The organism is Chryseobacterium sp. C2(2020) (assembly GCF_014218915.1).
GTDB classification, from domain to species: Bacteria; Bacteroidota; Bacteroidia; order Flavobacteriales; family Weeksellaceae; genus Chryseobacterium; species Chryseobacterium mucoviscidosis.
The window spans coordinates 1-21,888 of sequence record NZ_JACLCT010000054.1 but is presented as its reverse complement, the minus strand read 5'-3'; the positions used below and the strand labels follow the sequence as shown (position 1 = coordinate 21,888).

Here is a 21,888-nt window from a genome sequence, read left to right as displayed (position 1 = left end):
TTTCCCGAACTGGATAAATGCATAGATGGCAAGGACAACTAAATATAATTCAATATTTTAGCGTCGAGTTCACGTTAAGTAAATAAGCCAGTCCCAATCCCACAAAAACCATCGCCGCACTGAAAGGGAAAATATAACTCATCCCGTAAAGATCAGCAATTCCGCCAATCAGCGGTCCTGCAACACCAAGAGAAAGATCAATAAAAAGACCATATCCCGCCAAAGCGGAACCCTGATTGGATGAAGGCACGCTCTTAATCGCCACAACACCCAAAGCCGGAAAAATTAATGAAAACCCAAGCCCTGTAACGCCGGCTCCTACAAGAGCCATTTGTGAATTCGTGGCAAACGAAATAATTAAAAGCCCGATAGTTTCTACCAAAAGACAGATAATGGCGACTTTAATTCCTCCGTAATTATTGATTACATTATTGAAAACGAGTCTTCCTGCAACAAACAGTACCCCGAAACACTCAGACATAAAGCGCCGTTATTCCAGTGAAAATAGTTGTAATATAAAGTGATAAAAGTAGAAATACTCGCAAAACCAAGTCCTCCTAAAGCCAGACAAACGCCGAAAGGAGCCACTTTTCCCAAAACTTTCCAGAAAGACTGTGATTCCTTTATATTTGTATTGGTTTTATTATCTTTCGTTTTTGCAAAAAGAAACCCTAAAATTCCGAGAATAATCGAAAAAATTCCGATTCCGTATAAGCTGAATTCATGCTCAATCGTTACGCCCAGAGAAGCTCCGATTGCCAATGCGCCGTAACAGGCAACGCCGTTGTAGGAAATAATTTTTGCTGTATATTTTTCTCCGGCCGCCATAATTGCCCAGTTAATCGGACTTGCACCAATCATTCCTTCCGCGCAGCCTGTAAGAAGACGCGTGATGACCAAAAATGTTAAGCTTAACCACGGAGAAAATTTAAAATAATAAGCAATGATCAGGAAAATTCCCGTCAGCGAAAAACAGATCATGCTGAATAAAACGGCTGGTTTCGGACCTTTTCCGTCAATGATTTTTCCGGAATAAGCTCTCAGAAAAAATGTAGAAACATATTGAAGACTGATGACCAAACCTGCAATTACCAGACTGAATCCAAGACTTTTATTAATGAAAATAGGAAGTACCGAAAGCGATAATCCGATAATGAAATATCCTATAAAGGTAAAACTTACATAACTGATTAAAGACAGATTAACATTCTCCGACTTTTTTACCAAACCCTGCATGTGAAAATATTAAGCTGCAAAGTTACTTCATTAAAACAGTATGAAAGAGAAATTTAACTTAAAATCTGTTTAACCTTTTTTATTTAACCGCAAAAGTTATAGAAGATAAGCTGAAATTTTATTCAAAATTTAATAACGATAAATGAAAAAGGCAACAACAGCTTTAAAAATCTTCGATTTTTAGTCTTTTGAGAATTTTGATTATTCTAATTATTGCGGAATAATGTTCTTTTGCAACTTTTGTGGTTAATTTTGAAATTTGTTTAAACATTTTAAAAAACATAAATGTAACCATGTATTTTAAGGTTAAACTTCTCTGCGATTCTCTTTTCTCATAATTTGAATTATCTTTGTTTCTCAATAAATTCTTAGATTCTATGGAAAAAAGTAAATATCCGAATTTCAAGTTTACATGGATTGGCGGTCTTGTTTTACTGGCAGGATTGTTTTTCGGAACAATGGTGGTTTCGTCTTTTAATGTTTTCTGGATGTTTACTTTCAAAGAAAATCTACAGTACAGAGACTGGTTTTTTATGATTACCAATGCCGCAGGATTTCTTACGGCTATTGCTTTTTTTGATTTTTTCATCGTGAGAAGAACAACAGGAATGAAGCTGAATTTCAATTTTTCTCCCACTAATTTTTCTACTTATCTCCTGATTTTTCCAATGATGATCGGGATGATGTTTATTGCAGAATTTATTACCGCCCAGATTCCTACAACGGGACCTTTTTTCGGGAAATATTACGATTTTTTTACCCAGATGATGGAAAAACTTACCGATGATCCGGTTGTGATGATCATTACTGCCGTTATCTGTGCGCCTATTTTTGAAGAAATTATTTTCAGGGGAATTATCCAGAAAGGATTGATGAATAAAGGCGTTGAACCAAAAATGGCAATTGTTTTTGCTTCAGTAATCTTTGGTGCGGTTCACGGAAATCCGTGGCAGTTTGTGGGAGCAGTTCTGTTAGGATGCGTTCTGGGATTGGTATATTACAAAACAAAATCTCTGCTTTTACCAATGCTTTTGCATGGTTTTAATAATTTATGTTCCACCTTATTAATCACTTATGTAAAAACGGAAAGCTTCGCAGATGCTTTTAAAGTTTCGGAATGGATCATACTGATGACAGGAATTGCACTTTTCTCCTTGTTTTATTTTCTTTTTATGAAAAAATACAAAGTGCATTATTCTGAAATTTAAATCTAAACACGAATGGCACTAAATTTTTACACACTAATTTCACTAATATCATTGGTGTTATTCATGATGATGATTTGAGGTTTAAACAAAATAGAAATTAAATAAATGAAATTGAATATGGAATTACTGGTAGCAACGCACAACATACATAAGAAAGAAGAAATTCAGCAGATTTTAGGCGATGAATTTGTCGTTAAAAGTCTTGCCGATTACGATCTTCATGAAGAAATCGTAGAAGACGGAGATTCTTTCAATGCCAATGCGTTAATTAAGGCAAAATACTGCTTCGAAAAAACAGGAATTCCAAGTTTGGGCGACGACAGCGGACTGGTTGTAGAATCTCTGGACGGAAGACCCGGGATTTTTTCCGCGCGTTATGCAGGAAATCATGATTTTGCCAAAAATATCGAAAAAGTTTTGGGCGAAATGGAAGGTATTGAAAACAGAAAAGCGTATTTCATTACTGTTTTATGCTACTATGACGAAAACGGAGCCAAATATTTCGACGGAAGGGTTCACGGAAATTTACTGAAAGAAAATAAAGGTTTCAAAGGGTTCGGCTACGATCCGATCTTCGTTCCGGAAGGGTACGAAATGACTTTTGCTGAAATGGAACCGCAGGATAAAAATAAAATCAGCCACAGAAAACAGGCTTTGGATCTATTTTTGGATTTCCTGAAAGGAAAAGAGTAGTTTGAGGTTGAAGTTGAGGTTAAGAGGTATGGTGAAAACAGAAATCGGAATTTAACATGAGTTTGTGATAAGAAGTGAATTTAAATAATTGATTTACAGTATTGTATTGATTTATCGCAAAGAAAAACAAAAGATTTTTCTACTTATTGAAAGTTGGTAGGCTAAACAAAGGCACTTCGTTTATATAAAAAAGACAAAAAATGGTATTACTTTTATAAGTTTTACGCCTTTGTATATCTTAAAAGCTGATAATTAATCTCTTTGTTTAACCTTGCGGTTAAGAAGACTTATCCCGAACTCAGGTGAATTTAGATATTTTAATTGGTTTCAATATGTAATTTTAATCTCAGCCTAAATCTTAGTCTTAACCTAAATCCGTACATTTGTCACCTTAATAAACCATCGATTTGAGTACTTATTTAACGATATTAGGCTTTAATTCAGCAATTCCTACGGTGAATTCTTCTCCTACCGCGCAGTTTCTGGAGATGGAAGAACGGTCTTTCCTCATCGATTGCGGGGAAGGAACGCAGGTACAGTTGAGAAAAGCCAAAGCAAAATTTTCGAAGATCAATCATATATTTATTTCTCATCTTCACGGAGATCACTGTTTTGGTTTACCGGGGCTTATTGCTTCCTTCAGACTTTTGGGAAGAGAAACGCCGCTTCACGTTTATGGTCCGAAAGGAATTAAGAAAATGCTGGAAACTATTTTCACGATTACAGAAACACACCGTGGTTTTGAAGTGGTTTATCATGAACTGGATAAAGATTATTCAGAGAAAATTTACGAAGACAACAGGGTAGAAGTGTACACCATTCCTTTGGATCACAGAATATACTGCAACGGATATTTATTTAAAGAAAAACCAAAAGACAGGCATCTGAACATGAAGGAAATCGCAAAGTACAGCGAAATAGAAACCTGTGATTATCACAATATAAAAGCCGGAAAAGATTTTGTTTTAAGCGATGGATACGTTCTTAAAAATGAAATTCTTACCGTAGAACCTGCACCTTCTGTATCTTACGCCTTTTGCAGCGATACAAGATATCTGGAAAGTGTAATCCCGATCATTAAAAATGTAACCGTGCTTTATCATGAATCTACATTTCTTCACGATTTGAAGGAAATGGCAGATTATACAGGGCATACAACTGCTCTGGAAGCTGCAACGGTAGCCAGAAAAGCAGAAGTCGGAAAACTGATCTTAGGACATTTTTCCAACCGATACGGAGATCTTACCGTATTTACCGATGAAGCAAGAACTGTTTTTCCCAATACTTTCTTACCGAAAGCACTGGAACCTGTAAAAATTTAAAAAATAATGTTGAAGTTTGAAGAACTGAAAATCTTCTTAGATGAAAAGGCAGATCAGTACAATGATCCTGAATTTATAGAAAATGATCCGATCCAGATTCCGCATCGTTTTTCTCTGAAACAGGATATTGAAATTGCAGGATTTCTGGCGGCGACAATTTCATGGGGAAACAGAAAGGCGATCATTAAATCGGCGGAAAAAATGCTCGATATTATGGGAAATTCACCCTATGATTTTGTTTTGAATCATTCGGAAAAAGATTTGAAATTTCTTGAAGGCAAAAGCGTTCACAGAACTTTTAACGGAGAAGATTTTGCTTATTTTATTAAGCAGTTTAACAGAATTTATACGGAGAATGAGAGTCTGGAGGATTTATTCACAGTAAATGATTCTGAAATTAATTTTTCTCATGCGATTGAACGTTTCAGAACACAGTTTCTGGGAACAGAAAAGCACAGAACACATAAACACGTAAGTTCGCCGTATAAAAATTCTTCCACCAAAAGAATTATCATGTTTCTGCGCTGGATGGTGCGTAACGACAGGCGTGGTGTAGATTTTGGTCTTTGGGAAAACACAGATCCGAAATATCTTTCGATTCCGTTGGATGTACATACCGGAAATATTTCAAGGAAACTGGGGCTGATTACCAGAACGCAGAACGACTGGAAAACCGTGGAAGAATTAGATCTTATCATTCGTAAATTTGATGAAAAAGATCCTGCAAAATATGATTTTGCACTGTTTGGATTAGGAGTTACCAAGGAATTAATTTAAAATTGAAACGCAATGAAAAAGAACGAAGAAAAAATTGAAGTATTAGAAAGGATTGCCAACGGAATTACATGGTGGATCGGTTCTATTCCGTCGCTCATTGCGCATACCCTGTTTTTTTTGATTTCTTTTCTTCTGCCGGTTCTTGATATTGTAGAATTTGATAAAATGCTGCTGATTCTTACCACAGTGGTTTCTTTAGAGGCAATTTATCTTGCCATTTTCATCCAGATGTCGGTGAATAAAAGTCATGAAAAGATTGAAGACATTCAGGAAGATATCGAGGAGATCAGTGAAGATATTGAAGATATTCAGGAAGATATTGAAGAGATCAGCGAGGATATCGAAGAAATTAATGAAGATATTGAGGATATTCAGGAAGATATTGAAGAAATTAATGAGGAAGAAGGTGAAGAAGACCATAATGAGCGCGCCAAAAATGTAATGCTGAAAAGCAATGTAAGTTCCAACAAAAATGAAATTAAAGCACTGAAAGATAAAATCTCAGAATTGCAGAATATGATTGATGAACTGAAAAAAGATTAGTTAATCAACAGATATAATTGTTGAAATAGTAAAAATTCATACAAAAAGACTGATAATTTTATCAGTCTTTTTTATTAATTCAGATAGAATATCTGTTATTTCTGTAATTTTAAAATATTTTAGGTTATTTGTAGCATAACGCTTATTTTTTGTTCTGATTTTAGCTAATAATTTAGTATTTTTGAACAAACAACAACAAAATGTTAAATTATAGATTAAAAAACTACTATTTCTTTTTAGTGTTGCTTCTGGTTTCGGGTTCCGTTTTTGCCCAAAAAGCATCAAGAAAACCAATCAAAGAAAAGCATACTAATTCGAGTTTAAAGTCGGGTGCATTTATAGATGTTAATGTCGCTTCCTATGCGCCATCATCTTATAATATAGAACAGCTTGTTAAAAATATCCTTATTACAGGCGGTTCAAGTTGTGCTGTTGCCAATGTTACCAACGTCACTGTTTCTCCCAATCAGCCCGCAACAGACACCGAAAGAGCTTGGGGATATTTTCATAAAGGAACTACCGCTTTTCCGTTTACGGATGGTGTTGTATTGGTAACTGGAAAAGCCCGAAGAGCGGGAAATGTTTTGGAAACAGGATTAGGTGACACTGTTCCCGGATCCACCGTTAGTGATCCGGATCTTGTTACGGCAATTAATCCTCTGGCTCCGTTAAAAGATGCCGTTTTTATTGAATTCGACTTCGTTCCCAACAATACTCAGGTAAAATTCAATTATATTTTTGCTTCAGAAGAATATACCTCAGATTTCCCTTGTGGAGTTTATTCCGATGGTTTTGCTTTATTACTGAAAAAAGTAGGGGATCCTACTTATACCAATATGGCAATTTTACCGGGAACAGCGGGACCTGTAAGCGTTACCAATATTGTTCCTTCCGGTAACGGGTTCTCATGCGGACCTATTAACGAAGCTTACTTCGGAGGAATGAACACTTCAAATATCGAAACGAATTTCAATGGAAGAACAATTCCTTTAACGGCAACCGCAACGGTAATTCCGGGGCAGACCTATCATTTTAAAATGGTTTTGGCAGATGCTTCCGACAGTGGTTTTGATTCTGCCGTTTTTCTTCAGGGAGGATCTTTTGATATCGGAATGACCATTGTAGACGGCAGCGGAAATCCTTTAACGACGGTGAATATGTGTGATAATACGCCGCAAACTCTTACTGCACAGATTGCTGCTGTTCCGGGAATGACTTTCCAATGGTACAAAGACGGTGTTGCAATTGCAGGGGCAACCAATGCGACCTATATCGCTACATCACCCGGTGTGTATGAGGTAAGAACATTTGTGGGCGGAACCAATTGCCAGACAGCTACCGTTACCATTGTAGGCGGAACAACGCCACCTGCACAGAATGCTACTTTAAAACTCTGTACAACACCATCTTTGGCAACATTTAATTTAAATGATGCAACGCCGCAGATTACAACTTCCACTACGGCTATTGTTCGTTATTATGTGAATCAGGCAGATGCTGTTGCTCAGAATGCAAACTATCTTACGGCGGCGCAAATGGCAAGTTACAACGGAACAGACGGACAGGTTTTGTATGTCGTTGTTTCCAACGGAGCTTTCTGTAGCAAAACGGTAACTTTAACTTTAAGAAAAGAAGCAACGCCTGTTGCACAGCTTACGGCAACAAAAGTAAGAATCTGCTTAGGCGAATCTACAACCTTAACAGCTTCGAACGGAGCAACCTATCAATGGACGAATTTATCGGGAACCGGAGCTACACAAACGGTTTCTCCAACCCAGACTACAACATATTCTGTTTATGCCATCGGAACACAAGGATGTAAATCTCTACAGCCTGCATCCGTTACTATAGAAGTTGTTCCGGCTATTAAATCAACACTTTCCGGTGGAATGATCTGTCAGGGAGATGTTATTAATTTAGACGCAGGAGCAGGCCCGAACTATACATATCTGTGGAGTAATGGAGCAACATCTCAGACGATTTCTGTAGGAACTCCGGGAACATACAGTGTAACCATTACCAATGGAGTGTGTTCAAAGGTCTTTACAACACAGGTTATTCAGGCGGTTATTCCGGAAGTTATTAATGTTAACTATAACGAAAACGGAACCATGGTTATTACGGCAAGTAATCCAAGCAATGGGGTTTTGGAATATTCTGTTGATAATGGTTTAACATGGCAAAATTCAAATACATTTACCAATGTGCCGAGAAATACAGTTATTGCCATTAGAGTAAGAGTGAAGAATACAAGCTGTGTAGGCTTCCTTGAATATTTTACATTCGTGATGCAGAACGTTATTACGCCAAACGGAGATAACATTAACGACATCATCGATTTCCGAATCGTGAATAAAAACAAAGACTTTAAAGCCTCTATTTTCGACCGTTACGGAAGAGAGGTTTACAGAGAAAGCAGCTTACAGCCTTATTGGGACGGATATTTTCAGGGTAAACGACTGAACACTTCATCCTACTGGTATCAGGTAAGTTTTGAAGATCCTGCAAGTAAAAAGCCGGTCGTAAAAACAGGATGGATTTTATTGAAAAATTTTGAATAATTTAATCACAATAGAAAAGACCAACAATTTGTTGGTCTTTTTTTCGTTTCAGAGATAATTGAAATTACTTTTTTTACAGGATATTTAATTATATAAGTGATAATGTAATTAGTACCGAATTGAAATTCAATTGAAAAAAATAGTATTTTTGTTTAAAATAATATAAAATGTTAAATAGGAGGACAAAAAATTTATTTTTGGCTTTGCTTTTGGTTTTTGTAGGGAGTTTCGTTAATGCACAGAAAGGCAGAGACGGAAAAGGAGTTGTGAGCAGACAAACCCCTGAAAACATGAAAGCCGGAGCTTTTATAGATGTAAATACAGCCGCTTATCCGGAATCTTCATACAGTATCACACAATTGGTAAAAGATGTCCTCATTAGTGGAGGATCTGCATGTTCTGCTGCGAATGTAACGAATGTGTCTGTTTCTCCTAATTTAGCAGTGACAGACCAAAACAGAAGCTGGGGATATTTTAATAAAGCAACCACCAATTTCCCTTTTGCCAAAGGAATTGTTCTTACAACAGGATATGCAAGAAAAGCTGGAAATGATCTTCAGGGAACTTTAAGTGACGGTTTAGGTTCCGGAGGAGATGCAGATTTGGCGGCGGCTCTTGGAGTTCCTAACAATCAGCTTAACGATGCGACTTACATCGAATTCGATTTTGTTCCGGCTTCTACGAAAGTTACTTTCAGATATTTATTCGCTTCAAAAGAATATCAGACAAACTTCCCATGTACCATCAGCGATGGTTTTGCGCTTTTATTAAGAAAAGTAGGGGATCCTTATACCAATCTTGCTGTTTTGCCGGGAGGAGCAGGTCCTGTAAGTGTAACGAATATTCACCCTTCCACACAATATCAGACGGGTGCTCCATTGGCTTGCGGAGCTGCAAACGTATCGTATTTCGGAGGATATAATATTCCTCAGATCGAAACGAACTTTAACGGACGTACTGTTCCGTTAACGGCAACAGCGACAGTAATTCCGGGTCAGACTTATCATTTTAAAATGGTTTTGGCAGATTATCAGGATGCCAATTTTGATTCTGCGGTATTTCTTGAAGCAGGATCTTTCGACATTGGTGTGCAGTTATTAGATCCGGCAGGAGTTACGCTTCCTTCCTCCATCAACGTCTGTGATAATACTCCGCAGACATTCACTGCGTCAGTTCAGGGAGGTGGAGCTACTTATCAATGGTATTTGGGAACAAACCCGATTCCGGGAGCAACTAATGCTTCTTATACAGCTACACAGCCGGGAGTATATTCAGTTCAGGTGTTTTTGCCTGGTAATACCTGTCCGGGAACGGCTTCCATCACTGTAGTGGGAGGAACTTCACCTACAGTTCAGAATGCGTCTCTCATTTCGTGTTACACGCAGGGAAATGCCACTTTTAACTTAACATCAGCACAACCTTCAATCAGTACAACACCGGGAGCAACATTTGCTTATTATGTGAATCAGGCAGATGCGGTTGCAGGAAACGGAAATACGATTGCGAATCCGACCGCCTTTTCAAGTCCGGGACAGACGGTGTATGTTTCAGTTAAAAACGGATTTTGTTCCAAAGTTGCAGAATTACAATTGATAAAAGCACCTCAGATTACGGCAACTATTGCTACACCGGGAGTGTTAACATGTACGAATTCACAGGTTACGTTAAATGCTTCGAGTTCAGTATATCCTACAGGTTCTACATTTAGCTGGACAACTACCAACGGAAATATTGTTTCAGGAGCAAATACCTTAAATCCTGTTGTAAATACCGCGGGAACGTATACTTTAACCATATCTAATATATATCAGCCGGGAAATGTTAGCTGTACCGGAACAGCGAATGTAACCGTTACGGGAGACAGTGCACCGCCAACTACTGGATTAACGGCTTCAAAAGTTCTAATCTGTTCAGGAGAATCGGTAACTTTAACGGCTTCCGGCGGGGCTACTTACAATTGGGTTGGTCTTCCGGGGAATGGAGCGACACAAACTGTTTCTCCTACGACGACCACGACGTATACGGTTACTGCAGTGGGAGCGAACGGATGTGTTTCTGCTACTCCTGCAACGATTACGATACAGGTGACTCAGCCAATTACCGTTCAGAATGCTACTTTATTAAAATGTTATCAGAACGGAGGAATTAATTATAATTTAACGGAAGCACAGCCACAGATTACAACAGCACCGGGAGTTACTTTTGCCTATTATCTGAATGCTGCGGATGCCAATGCCGGAAATACAAATACAATTGCCAATCCTGCATCTTTCAACAGTGCGGGAGGACAGACTATCTATGTTTTGGTGACAAACGGAGGATGTAAAAATGTGGTAACTTTACAGCTTTTGTCTACTCCTCAAACAACTTTAACTATTAATCCGCCGCAGCAGATTACCTGTACCACTCCTCAGGTTACATTGAATGCTTCATCTTCTGTAATTCCTGCAGGATCTACCATTACATGGACCGCAACCGGTGGTGGAAATATTGTTTCTGGAGCTAATACATTAACTCCGGTGGTAAACGCGGGTGGAGTATATACTTTAACGGTAACCAATATCAATCAGCCCGGAAATGTAAACTGTACGTATACTTCAAACGTTACGGTAACACAAAATACAACTGCTCCTGTAACTACTGTAACTTCTACGGCATTACAGATATGTTCCGGAGAGTCTGTTACTTTAACGGCTTCCGGAGGTGCAACCTATAATTGGACAGGTCTTACAGGAAATGGAAATACACAGGTAGTTTCTCCTACTTCTACAACTACTTACACCGTTTTTGCTGTGGGTGCCAATGGATGTGTTTCAGCGACTCCTGCTACCATTACAATAATCGTGGCTCCTCCTGTAGCAGTTTTAACAGCTTCCCAAATGAAAATATGCGCGGGTGAATCTGTAACTTTAACAGCAACCGGTGGCGTTACTTACGAATGGGTAGGTTTACCGGGTAACGGAAGTACACAAATTGTATCTCCGACGACTACAACTACCTATTCTGTTTTTGCTTTAGGCGGAAACGGATGTAAAGTGGCTAATCCTACTTCAATTACCATTCAGGTTGTCCCTGCAATTGTTTCTACTCTGAAAGATGTTAATGTTTGTGCGGGAGATTCAGGAATTTTAGATGCAGGTTCAGGAACAAATTATACGTATGTATGGAATACAGGAGCAACAACGCAAACGATCTCCGTAAGTACACCGGGAACTTATACGGTAACGATAAGTAATGGGGTTTGTTCTAAGGTATTTTCTGCACAGCTTATCAATCCTACATTGCCGCAGTTTACAAATATTTCCTACGAGAACCATATTTTAACACTGTCTACGACAAATCCGACAGGCGGAACTCTGGAATATTCTGCTGATAATGGTTTTAGCTGGCAGACTTCCAATGTATTTACTAATATTTTGGATAATACGAATTATAATCTTCAGGTAAGAGTGAAAGATGCGAAATGTAGCACTTCAATATCTTTCTTTACTTTCGTTGTTATCAATGCCATTACTCCGAATTCTGACGGTAAAAACGATATTGTAGATTTTACGGGAATCAGCACATATAATAATTTTGCAGCCTCTATTTTCGACAGATACGGACAGGAAGTATTTAAAGCATCCAAAAACCAGACTTTCTGGAACGGAATGTTGCGGGGAAGTTTAGTGTTGCCAACTGCTACTTACTGGTACAGAGTACAATGGGAAAATCCCGCCAGTAAAAAACTCGAGCAGAGAAGCGGATGGATTTTACTGAAAAACAGAAATTAAAAGATATTAAAATTGAAAACCTTTCTTATGAAAGGTTTTTTTGCTTTTTTAGCATAAAAATGCCAAATAAATGTGTGGTATATTCAAAAAAAAATTAAATTTGTTAAAACAAAAATATTATGAAGAGATATCTACTATTGTTTTCTTTATTCGCGGTCTCCTCATCGAGTCTCTTTTATTCACAAAAAAATACAAACAGAAAGCCTCAGCAAGAAAAGGCTTCCTCTCTTACAATGAAAGCGGGTGCTTTTATTGATGTGAATACTCCTACATATCCTGCATCAGCTTATACCCCTTTGCAGCTGGTAAAAGATGTGTTGATTTCATCAGGAACCAATTCCTGTGTTACACCTAACGTTTCCAACGTGCAGGTGAGCCCGAATCTTCCGGCAACGAATGCAAACAGATCTTGGGGATATTTCAACAGAGGAACAACCAGTTTTCCTTTCAAGGATGGTATTGTTCTTTCTACGGGATATGCTCAGAAAGCCGGAAACAGCTATATTAGCTCTACTTTAGGAGATGATTTGCCGACGGGTAGTGATCCGGATCTTGTTGCGGCAACGAATCCTTCTGCAACACTTAATGATGCCGTTATTCTGGAGTTTGATTTCGTGCCTACTTCCAGTCAGGTGAAATTTAATTACCTTTTTGCTTCTGAAGAATATACAGGAACTTTCCCTTGTAGCTTCTCAGATGCATTTGCTTTATTATTAAAACCTGTAGCCGGCGGACCTTATGTTAACATGGCTGTATTACCGGCTCCGGGAACAGGACCGGTGAGTGTAACCAATATTCACCCGCAAAACAGTTTTGCGGGAACCAATATGGGATGCGGTGCTCCAAACGTTGCCTTTTTTGGAGGGTACAATACTGCTAATATAGAAACCAACTTTAACGGAAGAACTGTTCCTTTACAGGCAACCGCTACAGTAGTTCCAGGACAGGCATACCACTTTAAAATGGTTTTGGCAGATGCTATAGACAGCAGCTATGATTCTGCAGTATTTTTAGATGGTGGATCTTTCAATATTGGAGTAGAATTATTAGATCCTTCCGGAGCAACATTACCGGAGCAAATTAATGTATGCGACAATGTTCCTCAAGTAATTACTGCATCGGTTAGTGATCCGAATATGACGTATCAGTGGTTCTTCAACGGAGTTGCAATTCCGGGAGCTACCTCTCCTACGATTACAGCAACACAGCCGGGGAATTACGAAATTCAGGTTTCATTCCCTGGAAGTCCTTGTCCGGGTAAAGCCAATATCAAAATAAACGGAGGAACAACACCAGCCGCAGTAGATGCGACATTACTGCTCTGTACAACTCCGGATGTCACCTGGTTTGATCTTACCAATTCAATGGCGTCAATCAGTACAACGCCGGGTGCAGTATTCTATTTTTATGTAAATCAGGCAGATGCAATTGCCCAGAACAATAATTACATTCAGGATATTCTTCACTACAATGGTAATGATGGACAGATTCTTTATGTCGTGGTATCGAATGGAGGTTTCTGTAGTAAAATGGTAAAATTAACATTATCAAAAGAGGCGACTCCTGTTGCAAGTGTTGTGGCATCGAAAATTAAAGTCTGTCCGGGAACGGTAGTAGATCTTACGGCAACCGGCGGAGTAACTTATCAGTGGGCAAACTTCTCAGGAACAGGCAATACCCAAAGTGCAACAGTTTACAATACAACAACGTTCTCTGTATATGCATTGGGAACAAAAGGATGTAAATCTTTACAGCCTGCAAAAATCACCGTTGAGGTAGTTCCGGAAATCACTTCGACATTAATGGATGTAGAAATGTGTCAGGGAGACAGAGTAACTTTAGACGCAGGAGCAGGACCGAATTACACTTATCTGTGGAGTACAGGTGCGGTGACCAGAACAATAGAAGTAGACCAGTTGGGTATTTATTCTGTAACCATTAAAAACGGATTTTGTCAGGAAACTTTCACTGCAAAAGTGATGGCAGCAGCTTCTCCGTTTGTTTCTAATATTGATTACAGCAACAATACGTTAACAATTACTGCGCAGGTTCCTATGATCAATAATATTCCTCAGACAGCAGAATATTCTGTGGACGGTGGTATTTCATGGCAGCAGTCTAATGTATTTACAGGACTTTCCAACAATACCCACTACGACATTCAGGTAAGAACTGTAGGAACACATTGTGTAGGAGCTTTAGAATTCTTCACACTGAATATTGCAAATATGATTACTCCAAATCAGGATGGTGTTAATGATACATTGGATCTTACAGCTCTTGGAAACTTTAATAACTTCACCGGTTCTGTGTATGACAGATATGGTTCAGAATTATTCAGATTCTCGAAAGAAAACCCAATCTGGAACGGAACTTTAGGAGGCAAAAAGCTGCCAACTGCAACGTACTGGTATAAATTTAACTTCCAGTATCCGAAATCAAAAACAAGCATGAGCCAGTCTGGCTGGATTATGTTGAAAAACAGAGAATAAAAAATCAATCGATAATGCAAAATGAAAGCCCTTCAAGAAATTGAGGGGCTTTTTTTAGGATAAATTAAGTTATTGCTCTTCTTAACTTTTTTACTACACACTTTCTTTCCAGAGCTTTGTAAATGAAATGAAATCTGCCACGCTGAGTTCTTCTGCTCTTTTATCCATAAATTCATGGGTTTTTAAAGCTTCCGGAATATTTAAAATTTTTAAGGCATTCGACAGCTTTTTTCTTCTCTGGTTAAAACCTGCCTTTACGATCTGTTTAAACAATACCTCATTTCCTGCCAAACCTTCTTTAGGATTTCTGGTGATTCTGATAACGCCGGATTTTACTTTGGGCGGCGGATTGAAGACGTTTTCATGAACGGTAAACAAATACGAAGTATCATAATAAGCCTGAATCAGGACAGAGAGAATTCCGTAATCTTTCGTTCTTGGAACGGCGGCTGTTCTTTCCGCTACTTCTTTCTGAAACATTCCCACCATTTCCGGGATCAGCTCATAATGATCGATAATCTGGAACAAGATCTGGGAAGAAATGTTGTAAGGAAAATTTCCGATAATGGCAATCTGCTCTCCGTTGGTAAACTGAAAATCCTGTTTCAGAAAATCTCCCACAAAAGTTTCTTCAGTTACTTTAGAATAGTTTTCCTTTAAATATTCTATGGATTCTTTATCGATTTCTGCAAGGTAAATCTGCTGTTCTTTTTCCAGCAGATATTTAGTGAGAACTCCCATTCCGGGACCCACTTCCATTACCTTATTGTAGCCCTCAAAACTCAGACCTTCCACGATTTTTCTTGCGATGTTTTCATCTGTCAGAAAGTGCTGACCAAGATGCTTTTTTGCTTTTACACTCAATGTTTTTTATGATTTTATTAACAGTGATTTTCTCTTTTTCGTTCCCAAATTTCGGAAGATTTTTTCTATTTTAGCCAAAAATTTTAATATTAATGGCTAAATCTGTAGATGAATTTAATAAGAAAAGGCTTAGGTCTAGCAATATTACAGTAGTAATAAGTATTGCCTTAGTGTTATTTTTGTTGGGATTAATGGGACTTATTTTAATCAATGCCCAGAAATATTCCGACTATATCAAGGAGCAGCTTGTGGTAAATGCTTACTTTGACGAAAACTATGATGCAAAGGATTCTGTAAAAATTGCGAAAATGGAAGCTGAGGTTTTCAAAGAAATTCAGACACTGGCTCCGGTAAAGAAAGCAACGTATATTACCAGAGAAATGGCTTCCAAAGAAGCTAAAAAAGCAATGGGAATTGATACGGATGCGCTTTTCGAAGAAAATATTTTCCCTTCATCTGTAGAAATTGCCCTAAAACCGGAATATGTAGATCCGGCAAAGATCGATGAAGCCATTAAAGCCATTAAAGCCGTTCCGGGAATTATCGACGTAAAGAACGACAGTACTTTAATGGTCGATGTGTACAACAACCTGAGCAGAATTCTGAAATGGATCTTAGGATTTTCCATCCTGTTTTTAATTCTGGCGGTTGTATTAATTAACAACTCCATCCGTCTGAAAATATTCTCCAAGAGATTTATTATTAAAACCATGCAGCTTGTAGGAGCGAAGAGAAGATTCATCCTGAAACCTTTCATCATCGAAGCGGTAGTTTTAGGGGCAATTGGTTCTGCAATCGGACTTCTGGTTCTTTTCGGAGCATGGTATTACTTTACAAGCCAGATCGGATCTGCCTTTGTACAGGACAACAACCAATACTTCTGGCTGGTTCTGTTGGTATTCGGAGTAGGAATTTTTATTACGGTTTTAAGTACGATTGTAGCTACCTGGAGATTCTTAAGATCAAACGTTGACGACTTATATTACTCTTAAAAATGAGCAAAAAAACAAATAAATTTTCCGCAGATAACTTCGGGAAAGAAACAACCGAAGTTCCAAAGGAGAACACTTTTTACTTTGGAAAAGAAAACTTTAAATGGATGTTGATCGGCTTGGCATTCATCGTGGTAGGGTTTCTTCTGATGATGGGAGCCGATGCCAATACCGTAGACGGAAAATACGATCCGAACTCATGGAATGAAGGTATTTTTTCTATCCGAAGAATCAGGATTGCGCCATTATTTGTGGTGATTGGTTTCGGAATCGAAGTATACGCGATTTTAAAAAGAAAGTAGAAATAAATTTTATTTGAAGATTAAGAAATTCGGAAATTTAGATCAGTCTAAATCTCTTGGTTTCTTAATCTTTTAATTTTGGATAAATTATGGATTTAATCAAAGCAATTATTATTGCGATCATTGAAGGCTTAACAGAGTATCTGCCCATTTCGTCAACTGCACATATGGGCTTTACGGCAAATTTGCTGGGACTTGAAGAAACCGAATTTTTAAAAATGTTTCAGGTTTCCATACAGTTTGGGGCAATCCTTTCTGTGGTTGTGGCATACTGGAAAAAGTTTTTTGATCTGAAAAATTTGCAGTTTTATTTTAAACTTGCTTTTGCAGTGGTTCCGGCTTTGGTTTTAGGGTATTTATTTGATGATAAAATTGAAGCGGTTTTAGGAAATCAGATCGCTATTTCTTCAGTTCTGGTTCTTGGAGGTGTTGTTTTACTGTTTGCCGATACATGGTTCAAAAATCCAAAAATCGATGATGAAAAAGGCATTACCATTAAAAAAGCGGTAACGATTGGTTTTTGGCAGTGTCTTGCAATGATGCCGGGAACGAGCAGAAGTGCAGCTTCCATTATCGGAGGTATGACACAGGGACTGACAAGAAAAGCAGCGGCAGAATTTTCATTCTTTTTGGCGGTTCCTACCATGTTGGCGGTAACGGTATATTCGGTTTTTGTAAAAACATGGGGCAAAGAAACACCTAATCCGCAGAAAGGTTATGAAATGATTATGGAATCTCAGGATCACATCATGATTTTCATCGTAGGAAATGTTGTTGCATTTATCGTTGCATTAATCGCCATCAAAGCATTCATCGGAGTTTTGAATAAATATGGTTTCAAACCTTGGGGTTGGTATCGTATTTTCGTAGGAATTGCCTTGCTGATTTATTTTTATTTCTTTAAATAATTTAAGCTAAAAAATATAAACAGTAATACTAAAAAATTACTCATTACCAATTACTCATTACTCATATCCATGACCGCTGAAGATCTACAATCTGGACACATATTTTTATTAGACAAACCCTTGGACTGGACTTCTTTTCAGGCGGTCAATAAAATGAAATATAAACTCAAAAGAGAGTTTGATTTACCCAAAAAATTCAAAATTGGTCACGCAGGAACTTTAGATCCGAGAGCAACGGGACTGCTCATTGTCTGCTGTGGCAAATTCACCAAAAAAATTCCTGAAATTCAGGATGCCCCAAAAGAATACTGGACCGAAATAAAAATCGGCGCACAGACAGAATCGTACGATACCGAAAAGCCCGAAATTCTGCATCAGGATATTTCGCAGATTACAGAAGAGCAGATTAAAACCGCTTTAGAAAAATTTGTTGGAGAAATCGATCAGACTCCGCCTGTTTTTTCGGCGATAAAAATTGAGGGAAAAAGAGCGTATGATCTTGCCAGAGCAGGAGAGGAGGTGGAAATGAAATCCCGTAAAACCACGATTTTTTATATTGATGATGTAAAGATCGATCTTCCTCTCGTAAGTTTTACGGTGGGTTGCTCGAAAGGGACTTACATTCGCAGTTTAGCTTATGATATCGGACAGGAGTTGGGTGTTGGAGCGTATTTAACGCAATTAAGACGGACAAAAATCGGAGAATACAAAATTGAAGATGCCACGTCAGACTTTTTGGAAAATGATTTTAGATTTAACGAGTCATAAAAAGAAATTTCTTTATTGATGAATACAGTCTGAAAAATAGTATGGAAAAAACAAGAATTAACAAATATTTATCAGAAGTAGGATACTGCTCGAGAAGAGCAGCAGACAAACTTTTGGAGGAAGGAAGAATCACCATTAATGGTAAAGTTCCGGAAATGGGAACAAAGGTTTCCGATGAAGACATGATTGAAGTAGACGGAAAACCGATTCGTGAACCGGAAGAAAACCATGTTTATATTGCTTTTAATAAACCTGTAGGAATCGTTTGTACCACTGATACAAAACGTGAGAAAAATAATATCATCGATTATATTAATCATCCCAAAAGAATTTTTCCGATCGGAAGACTCGATAAACCAAGCGAAGGATTGATTCTTTTAACCAGCGATGGCGATATAGTAAATAAAATTCTAAGATCCCGAAACAACCACGGAAAAGAATATATTGTAAGAGTTGATAAACCAATTACGCCCAAATTTCTGGATAAAATGCGAAACGGAGTTCCGATTTTAGATACCGTCACTAAAAAATGCGAGGTAGAAAAAATTGATGAAATGAATTTCCGTATCGTTCTTACGCAGGGACTGAACCGACAGATCCGAAGAATGTGCGAATATTTAGGCTACGAAGTAAAGAAACTGAAACGGATCAGGGTTTTAAATATCAAGCTCGATCTTCCGATCGGGAAATGGAGAGATCTTACGAAGGAAGAACTTTCTGCTTTACAAAAACTGGTTGAAGGTTCCAGTAAAACATACGATTAAAAATAATAGAGATGCCGGATTGCGCGTCTCTTTTTTTAATATTTCCCATATGTTTATACAGCATTTTTGTCATTCTGACAGAGAATGAAGGGACGCGAACGAAGTGCAAAAAATCTCAAAAAGTTTTGTTTCATCTCTCGCAGATTTTACAGATTGCGCAGATTTAATTGATAAATTTAAATTAATTAACTGAGTTCGGGATAAGTCTTCTTAACCGCAAGGTTAAACAAAGAGATTCAATTATCAGGAATTCAGCTTTTAAGATATACAAAGGCGTAAAACTTATCAAAGTAATACCATTTTTGTATTTTTTAAATAAACGAAGTGCCTTTGTTTAGCTTACCAACTTTCAATAAGTAAAAAAATCTTTTGTTTTTCTTTGCTATAAATTAATATAATGCGATAAGTCAATTATTTAATTTTTTTTCTTATCCCGAACTGAGGTTAATTAAAAAGAGGTATCTTGTTAATTTTAAATACAATATTTTAATGTTCTGCTTCTTTTACGGTTCAATAAAAGTGTAAAAAGTAGTATCCTACTTCAAATACCATTTCATCCTCAATTCGTATTCTGGTTTCAGTTTCAGCATCTTCCAGATTTTCTTTTCATCTTTTTCGGAGATTCGGTAAAAAATAATTTTCTCCGCAGAATATTTAAAATAAGGATGATTTTTTAGCCATTCTTCCGGAGCATCCTGCAACGTATATTTCTGAACATTCGAAGTTGTAAGGGGTGCGGTTAAAAGTAATTTTTTCGTCAGTTCCGGATCAATATTGTACGTGGAAAGAATCTGTTCTTTATTCACAAATCCACCAAGTTTATTTCGAAAACCGATCATCGAACCGGCTGCTTTTCCGTCAAATCCAAACTCCATAAGCTGTTTGTAGGTTATTGCGTTTAAATCTACCTTGGTGAAATCCGTTTTTTCCTGCTGCTTAGTTTCAGATTTGTCATTTTTGCTCACTGCAGTTGTTTCTGCATTGAATTTAATGAACGGTTTCATTTCTTCAAATTTCTCAGAAGAAATTACAAAACACTTCTGAATGTCTTCCAGACTTTTAAAGCTCCCTTTTAAATTTCGGTCACGGTAATTGATGATGATCTGTGCCTGTTTATCGGAGAAGCCAAAAGACTTCCAGCCTTCAATATCCAATGCATTCGGATCGAAAGAATGATATTGAACTTTCTTTTTATCGGCATTAAAATTTTTAGCAGCTCTGTAATTTTCCGGCGTTTTCTCCGGCAGAATAAGATAAGGATCGATTTTCTGAAAATTCTCTTCACTGATGATAAAGCACTCTCTGAATTTTTCCTTGCTCACAAAACTTCCACCCAGATAACTTTTGTATTTTAAAATAGCTTCTGCCTGCTTTTCACTAAAGCCCATATCTATCCAGTCGTGTGCAGAATAAAGATCGGGATTAAATTTTCCTCTAACCGTTATTGATTTTTTTTCAAAACTTTTGAATGCATCTGATTTTGCTTCTTTACTGGTTTCCGGGAGTAAAATATAGTGGTTCAGCTCAGAAAATTTTTCCTCAGAAATAGCAAAGCATTTTCTTAGTTGTTCCTTTGATACAAATTTTCCTCCGACTACTTTCTTATAGTTGAGAATCGTCGCCGTTTGTTTTTCTGTGAAACCTAAATTCTGCCATTGCTTTTCATCCAGTTCATTGGGATCAAACTCAGTAAAGCTGAGAGAAACGGAAGGTTGTGTAATAAACTGAACATCGGGAAATTCTTCCTTTTCCTTACTTGTATATTTCTGGAAGGCAAATAAAATGATCAGCAATATTCCCATCAATGCCAATCTCCGGTAGTCGTTTTTTTTCATCGCTGTAAACTTAATTAATTTATTAAGCATTCGCAATGAGGAAATTGCAATTGGATTATTTTAGAATATAAATTTTAGGAATAGATTTAATAAATAAATGCCAACCGATATTGTTTAGGAAAATTTTAATAAAATAACTGTCTCACAAACAGTAATATTCTTTATATTATAGAAGTTTAGTAGTTTGTAAGACAGTTTTATACACTTAAAATTAATTGCCAAATGGCAAACTGAACTTAACACCTACAATATTTTCTGAAGTTTTTTCATATCCTATATACTGTCTGTATTGATAAAAAGGGATGATATTTATAGAAGGAGCTCCTGTTTTATCTTTAAATGGCAGTACAATACCGGCTGAGAAATTATCAATATTACTTACATCATTGGTTGTATTGGGTTTGATGAATTTTACATAGTCATATTTTAGTTCCAATCCGATATTAAATTTTTTGTAGATAATAATTCCCTGTAAACCGTAATCGAATAAAAATAGATTGTAAAATTTATTATTGTCAAGCTCATAAACATTTTTTGCGCTTTCCGAGATATAGGTTTCGTTTGTAAGGGATCTTATCTTGTTCCATTGTGAAGTCTGATTGATTTCTGAAAGATTATGTTTTCTTGTTCCCTTCAGGTATAAATTTCCATATAGTAGAACATTTTTTGTTTCCCGGTACGCATTGAAAGAGGTCTGTACGGAGAATAGATTAATTGTCTCTTTATAAGGATTTTTTAAACTGGCAGTATCCCCTTTAATCGTATAATAAAAAGTATTTGTTATTTTAAAATATATAATTGTTTATTTAGTTTTAGAAAAAGCAACTTTAAAGAGTTTTCCAGCATAAAC

Annotated in this window: 18 protein-coding genes; 13 read left to right on the top strand and 5 right to left on the bottom strand. The window is 37.2% G+C overall.

Annotated features, from left to right (window positions below; translation table 11 throughout):
- Positions 1–49 precede the first annotated feature (49 nt).
- Positions 50–481, bottom strand: a complete 432-nt coding sequence (locus tag H6W52_RS19735) for an MFS transporter (protein ID WP_116099883.1) — start codon at positions 479–481, stop codon at positions 50–52.
- Entirely contained in the window at positions 424–1,236 is an 813-nt protein-coding gene (locus H6W52_RS19730) for an MFS transporter (RefSeq protein ID WP_116099884.1), read from the bottom strand. Before H6W52_RS19730 ends, H6W52_RS19735 begins: the two co-directional genes overlap by 58 nt.
- Before the next feature lie 377 nt (positions 1,237–1,613).
- On the opposite strand from H6W52_RS19730, the gene H6W52_RS19725 reads away from it, so the two are divergent.
- From H6W52_RS19725 to H6W52_RS19690, 8 genes are all read left to right on the top strand, one after another.
- Positions 1,614–2,444: a CPBP family intramembrane glutamic endopeptidase gene (locus H6W52_RS19725; RefSeq protein WP_087708060.1), complete on the top strand. Its 831-nt coding sequence runs from the start codon at positions 1,614–1,616 to the stop codon at positions 2,442–2,444.
- Between the two features lie 117 nt (positions 2,445–2,561).
- A complete protein-coding gene (gene rdgB, locus H6W52_RS19720) occupies positions 2,562–3,137 on the top strand; it encodes an RdgB/HAM1 family non-canonical purine NTP pyrophosphatase (protein ID WP_372487808.1) in 576 nt (191 codons plus the stop codon).
- A gap of 407 nt (positions 3,138–3,544) precedes the next feature.
- The gene (locus H6W52_RS19715; protein ID WP_076392526.1) at positions 3,545–4,459 is read left to right on the top strand and encodes a ribonuclease Z; all 915 of its coding nucleotides are present in this window, start codon (positions 3,545–3,547) and stop codon (positions 4,457–4,459) included.
- 6 nt (positions 4,460–4,465) lie between these two features.
- Positions 4,466–5,236, top strand: coding sequence for a TIGR02757 family protein (locus H6W52_RS19710; RefSeq protein ID WP_372487809.1), 771 nt, complete (start codon positions 4,466–4,468; stop codon positions 5,234–5,236).
- 12 nt (positions 5,237–5,248) lie between these two features.
- On the top strand, positions 5,249–5,779 hold the full coding sequence (locus tag H6W52_RS19705) for a DUF1003 domain-containing protein (protein ID WP_116099885.1): 531 nt from the start codon (positions 5,249–5,251) through the stop codon (positions 5,777–5,779).
- A gap of 200 nt (positions 5,780–5,979) precedes the next feature.
- On the top strand, positions 5,980–8,340 hold the full coding sequence (locus tag H6W52_RS19700; protein WP_116099886.1) for a choice-of-anchor L domain-containing protein: 2,361 nt from the start codon (positions 5,980–5,982) through the stop codon (positions 8,338–8,340).
- 167 nt (positions 8,341–8,507) lie between these two features.
- On the top strand, positions 8,508–12,113 hold the full coding sequence (locus H6W52_RS19695) for a choice-of-anchor L domain-containing protein (RefSeq protein ID WP_116099887.1): 3,606 nt from the start codon (positions 8,508–8,510) through the stop codon (positions 12,111–12,113).
- A gap of 119 nt (positions 12,114–12,232) precedes the next feature.
- On the top strand, positions 12,233–14,605 hold the full coding sequence (locus tag H6W52_RS19690) for a choice-of-anchor L domain-containing protein (RefSeq protein ID WP_087708069.1): 2,373 nt from the start codon (positions 12,233–12,235) through the stop codon (positions 14,603–14,605).
- Between the two features lie 93 nt (positions 14,606–14,698).
- Here the strand turns inward: H6W52_RS19690 and rsmA are convergent, their stop codons facing one another.
- Positions 14,699–15,469 carry a 16S rRNA (adenine(1518)-N(6)/adenine(1519)-N(6))-dimethyltransferase RsmA gene (rsmA, locus tag H6W52_RS19685; RefSeq protein WP_116099888.1) on the bottom strand — a complete coding sequence of 257 codons (771 nt, stop codon included), beginning with the start codon at positions 15,467–15,469 and terminating at the stop codon, positions 14,699–14,701.
- A gap of 92 nt (positions 15,470–15,561) precedes the next feature.
- Between rsmA and H6W52_RS19680 the strand changes: the two genes are divergently transcribed.
- From H6W52_RS19680 to rluF, 5 genes are all read left to right on the top strand, one after another.
- Positions 15,562–16,461: a cell division protein FtsX gene (locus H6W52_RS19680; protein WP_087708071.1), complete on the top strand. Its 900-nt coding sequence runs from the start codon at positions 15,562–15,564 to the stop codon at positions 16,459–16,461.
- Between the two features lie 2 nt (positions 16,462–16,463).
- Entirely contained in the window at positions 16,464–16,763 is a 300-nt protein-coding gene (locus H6W52_RS19675; RefSeq protein WP_076392542.1) for a DUF3098 domain-containing protein, read from the top strand.
- An 89-nt stretch (positions 16,764–16,852) separates the two neighbouring features.
- Entirely contained in the window at positions 16,853–17,671 is an 819-nt protein-coding gene (locus H6W52_RS19670; RefSeq protein ID WP_087708076.1) for an undecaprenyl-diphosphate phosphatase, read from the top strand.
- 69 nt (positions 17,672–17,740) lie between these two features.
- A complete protein-coding gene (gene truB / locus H6W52_RS19665) occupies positions 17,741–18,439 on the top strand; it encodes a tRNA pseudouridine(55) synthase TruB (RefSeq protein WP_116099889.1) in 699 nt (232 codons plus the stop codon).
- A gap of 41 nt (positions 18,440–18,480) precedes the next feature.
- Positions 18,481–19,203, top strand: coding sequence for a 23S rRNA pseudouridine(2604) synthase RluF (gene rluF / locus H6W52_RS19660; protein ID WP_116099890.1), 723 nt, complete (start codon positions 18,481–18,483; stop codon positions 19,201–19,203).
- A gap of 536 nt (positions 19,204–19,739) precedes the next feature.
- Here rluF and H6W52_RS19655 read toward each other — a convergent pair.
- Positions 19,740–21,038 (bottom strand): helix-hairpin-helix domain-containing protein, encoded by a 1,299-nt coding sequence (locus H6W52_RS19655; protein WP_116099894.1) that lies wholly within the window; start codon positions 21,036–21,038, stop codon positions 19,740–19,742.
- A gap of 211 nt (positions 21,039–21,249) precedes the next feature.
- Positions 21,250–21,474 carry a hypothetical protein gene (locus H6W52_RS19650; protein WP_116099891.1) on the bottom strand — a complete coding sequence of 75 codons (225 nt, stop codon included), beginning with the start codon at positions 21,472–21,474 and terminating at the stop codon, positions 21,250–21,252.
- Positions 21,475–21,888 lie beyond the last annotated feature (414 nt).

Bases quoted from the DNA above. Each gene is read 5' to 3' on its own strand.
- H6W52_RS19735 (WP_116099883.1), bottom strand. From the start codon at position 481: ATGTCTGAGTGTTTCGGGGTACTGTTTGTTGCAGGAAGACTCGTTTTC.
- H6W52_RS19730 (WP_116099884.1), bottom strand. From the start codon at position 1,236: ATGCAGGGTTTGGTAAAAAAGTCGGAGAATGTTAATCTGTCTTTAATC.
- H6W52_RS19725 (WP_087708060.1), top strand. From the start codon at position 1,614: ATGGAAAAAAGTAAATATCCGAATTTCAAGTTTACATGGATTGGCGGT.
- rdgB (WP_372487808.1), top strand. From the start codon at position 2,562: ATGGAATTACTGGTAGCAACGCACAACATACATAAGAAAGAAGAAATT.
- H6W52_RS19710 (WP_372487809.1), top strand. From the start codon at position 4,466: ATGTTGAAGTTTGAAGAACTGAAAATCTTCTTAGATGAAAAGGCAGAT.
- H6W52_RS19705 (WP_116099885.1), top strand. From the start codon at position 5,249: ATGAAAAAGAACGAAGAAAAAATTGAAGTATTAGAAAGGATTGCCAAC.
- H6W52_RS19700 (WP_116099886.1), top strand. From the start codon at position 5,980: ATGTTAAATTATAGATTAAAAAACTACTATTTCTTTTTAGTGTTGCTT.
- H6W52_RS19695 (WP_116099887.1), top strand. From the start codon at position 8,508: ATGTTAAATAGGAGGACAAAAAATTTATTTTTGGCTTTGCTTTTGGTT.
- H6W52_RS19690 (WP_087708069.1), top strand. From the start codon at position 12,233: ATGAAGAGATATCTACTATTGTTTTCTTTATTCGCGGTCTCCTCATCG.
- H6W52_RS19680 (WP_087708071.1), top strand. From the start codon at position 15,562: ATGGCTAAATCTGTAGATGAATTTAATAAGAAAAGGCTTAGGTCTAGC.
- H6W52_RS19675 (WP_076392542.1), top strand. From the start codon at position 16,464: ATGAGCAAAAAAACAAATAAATTTTCCGCAGATAACTTCGGGAAAGAA.
- H6W52_RS19670 (WP_087708076.1), top strand. From the start codon at position 16,853: ATGGATTTAATCAAAGCAATTATTATTGCGATCATTGAAGGCTTAACA.
- truB (WP_116099889.1), top strand. From the start codon at position 17,741: ATGACCGCTGAAGATCTACAATCTGGACACATATTTTTATTAGACAAA.
- rluF (WP_116099890.1), top strand. From the start codon at position 18,481: ATGGAAAAAACAAGAATTAACAAATATTTATCAGAAGTAGGATACTGC.
- H6W52_RS19655 (WP_116099894.1), bottom strand. From the start codon at position 21,038: ATGAAAAAAAACGACTACCGGAGATTGGCATTGATGGGAATATTGCTG.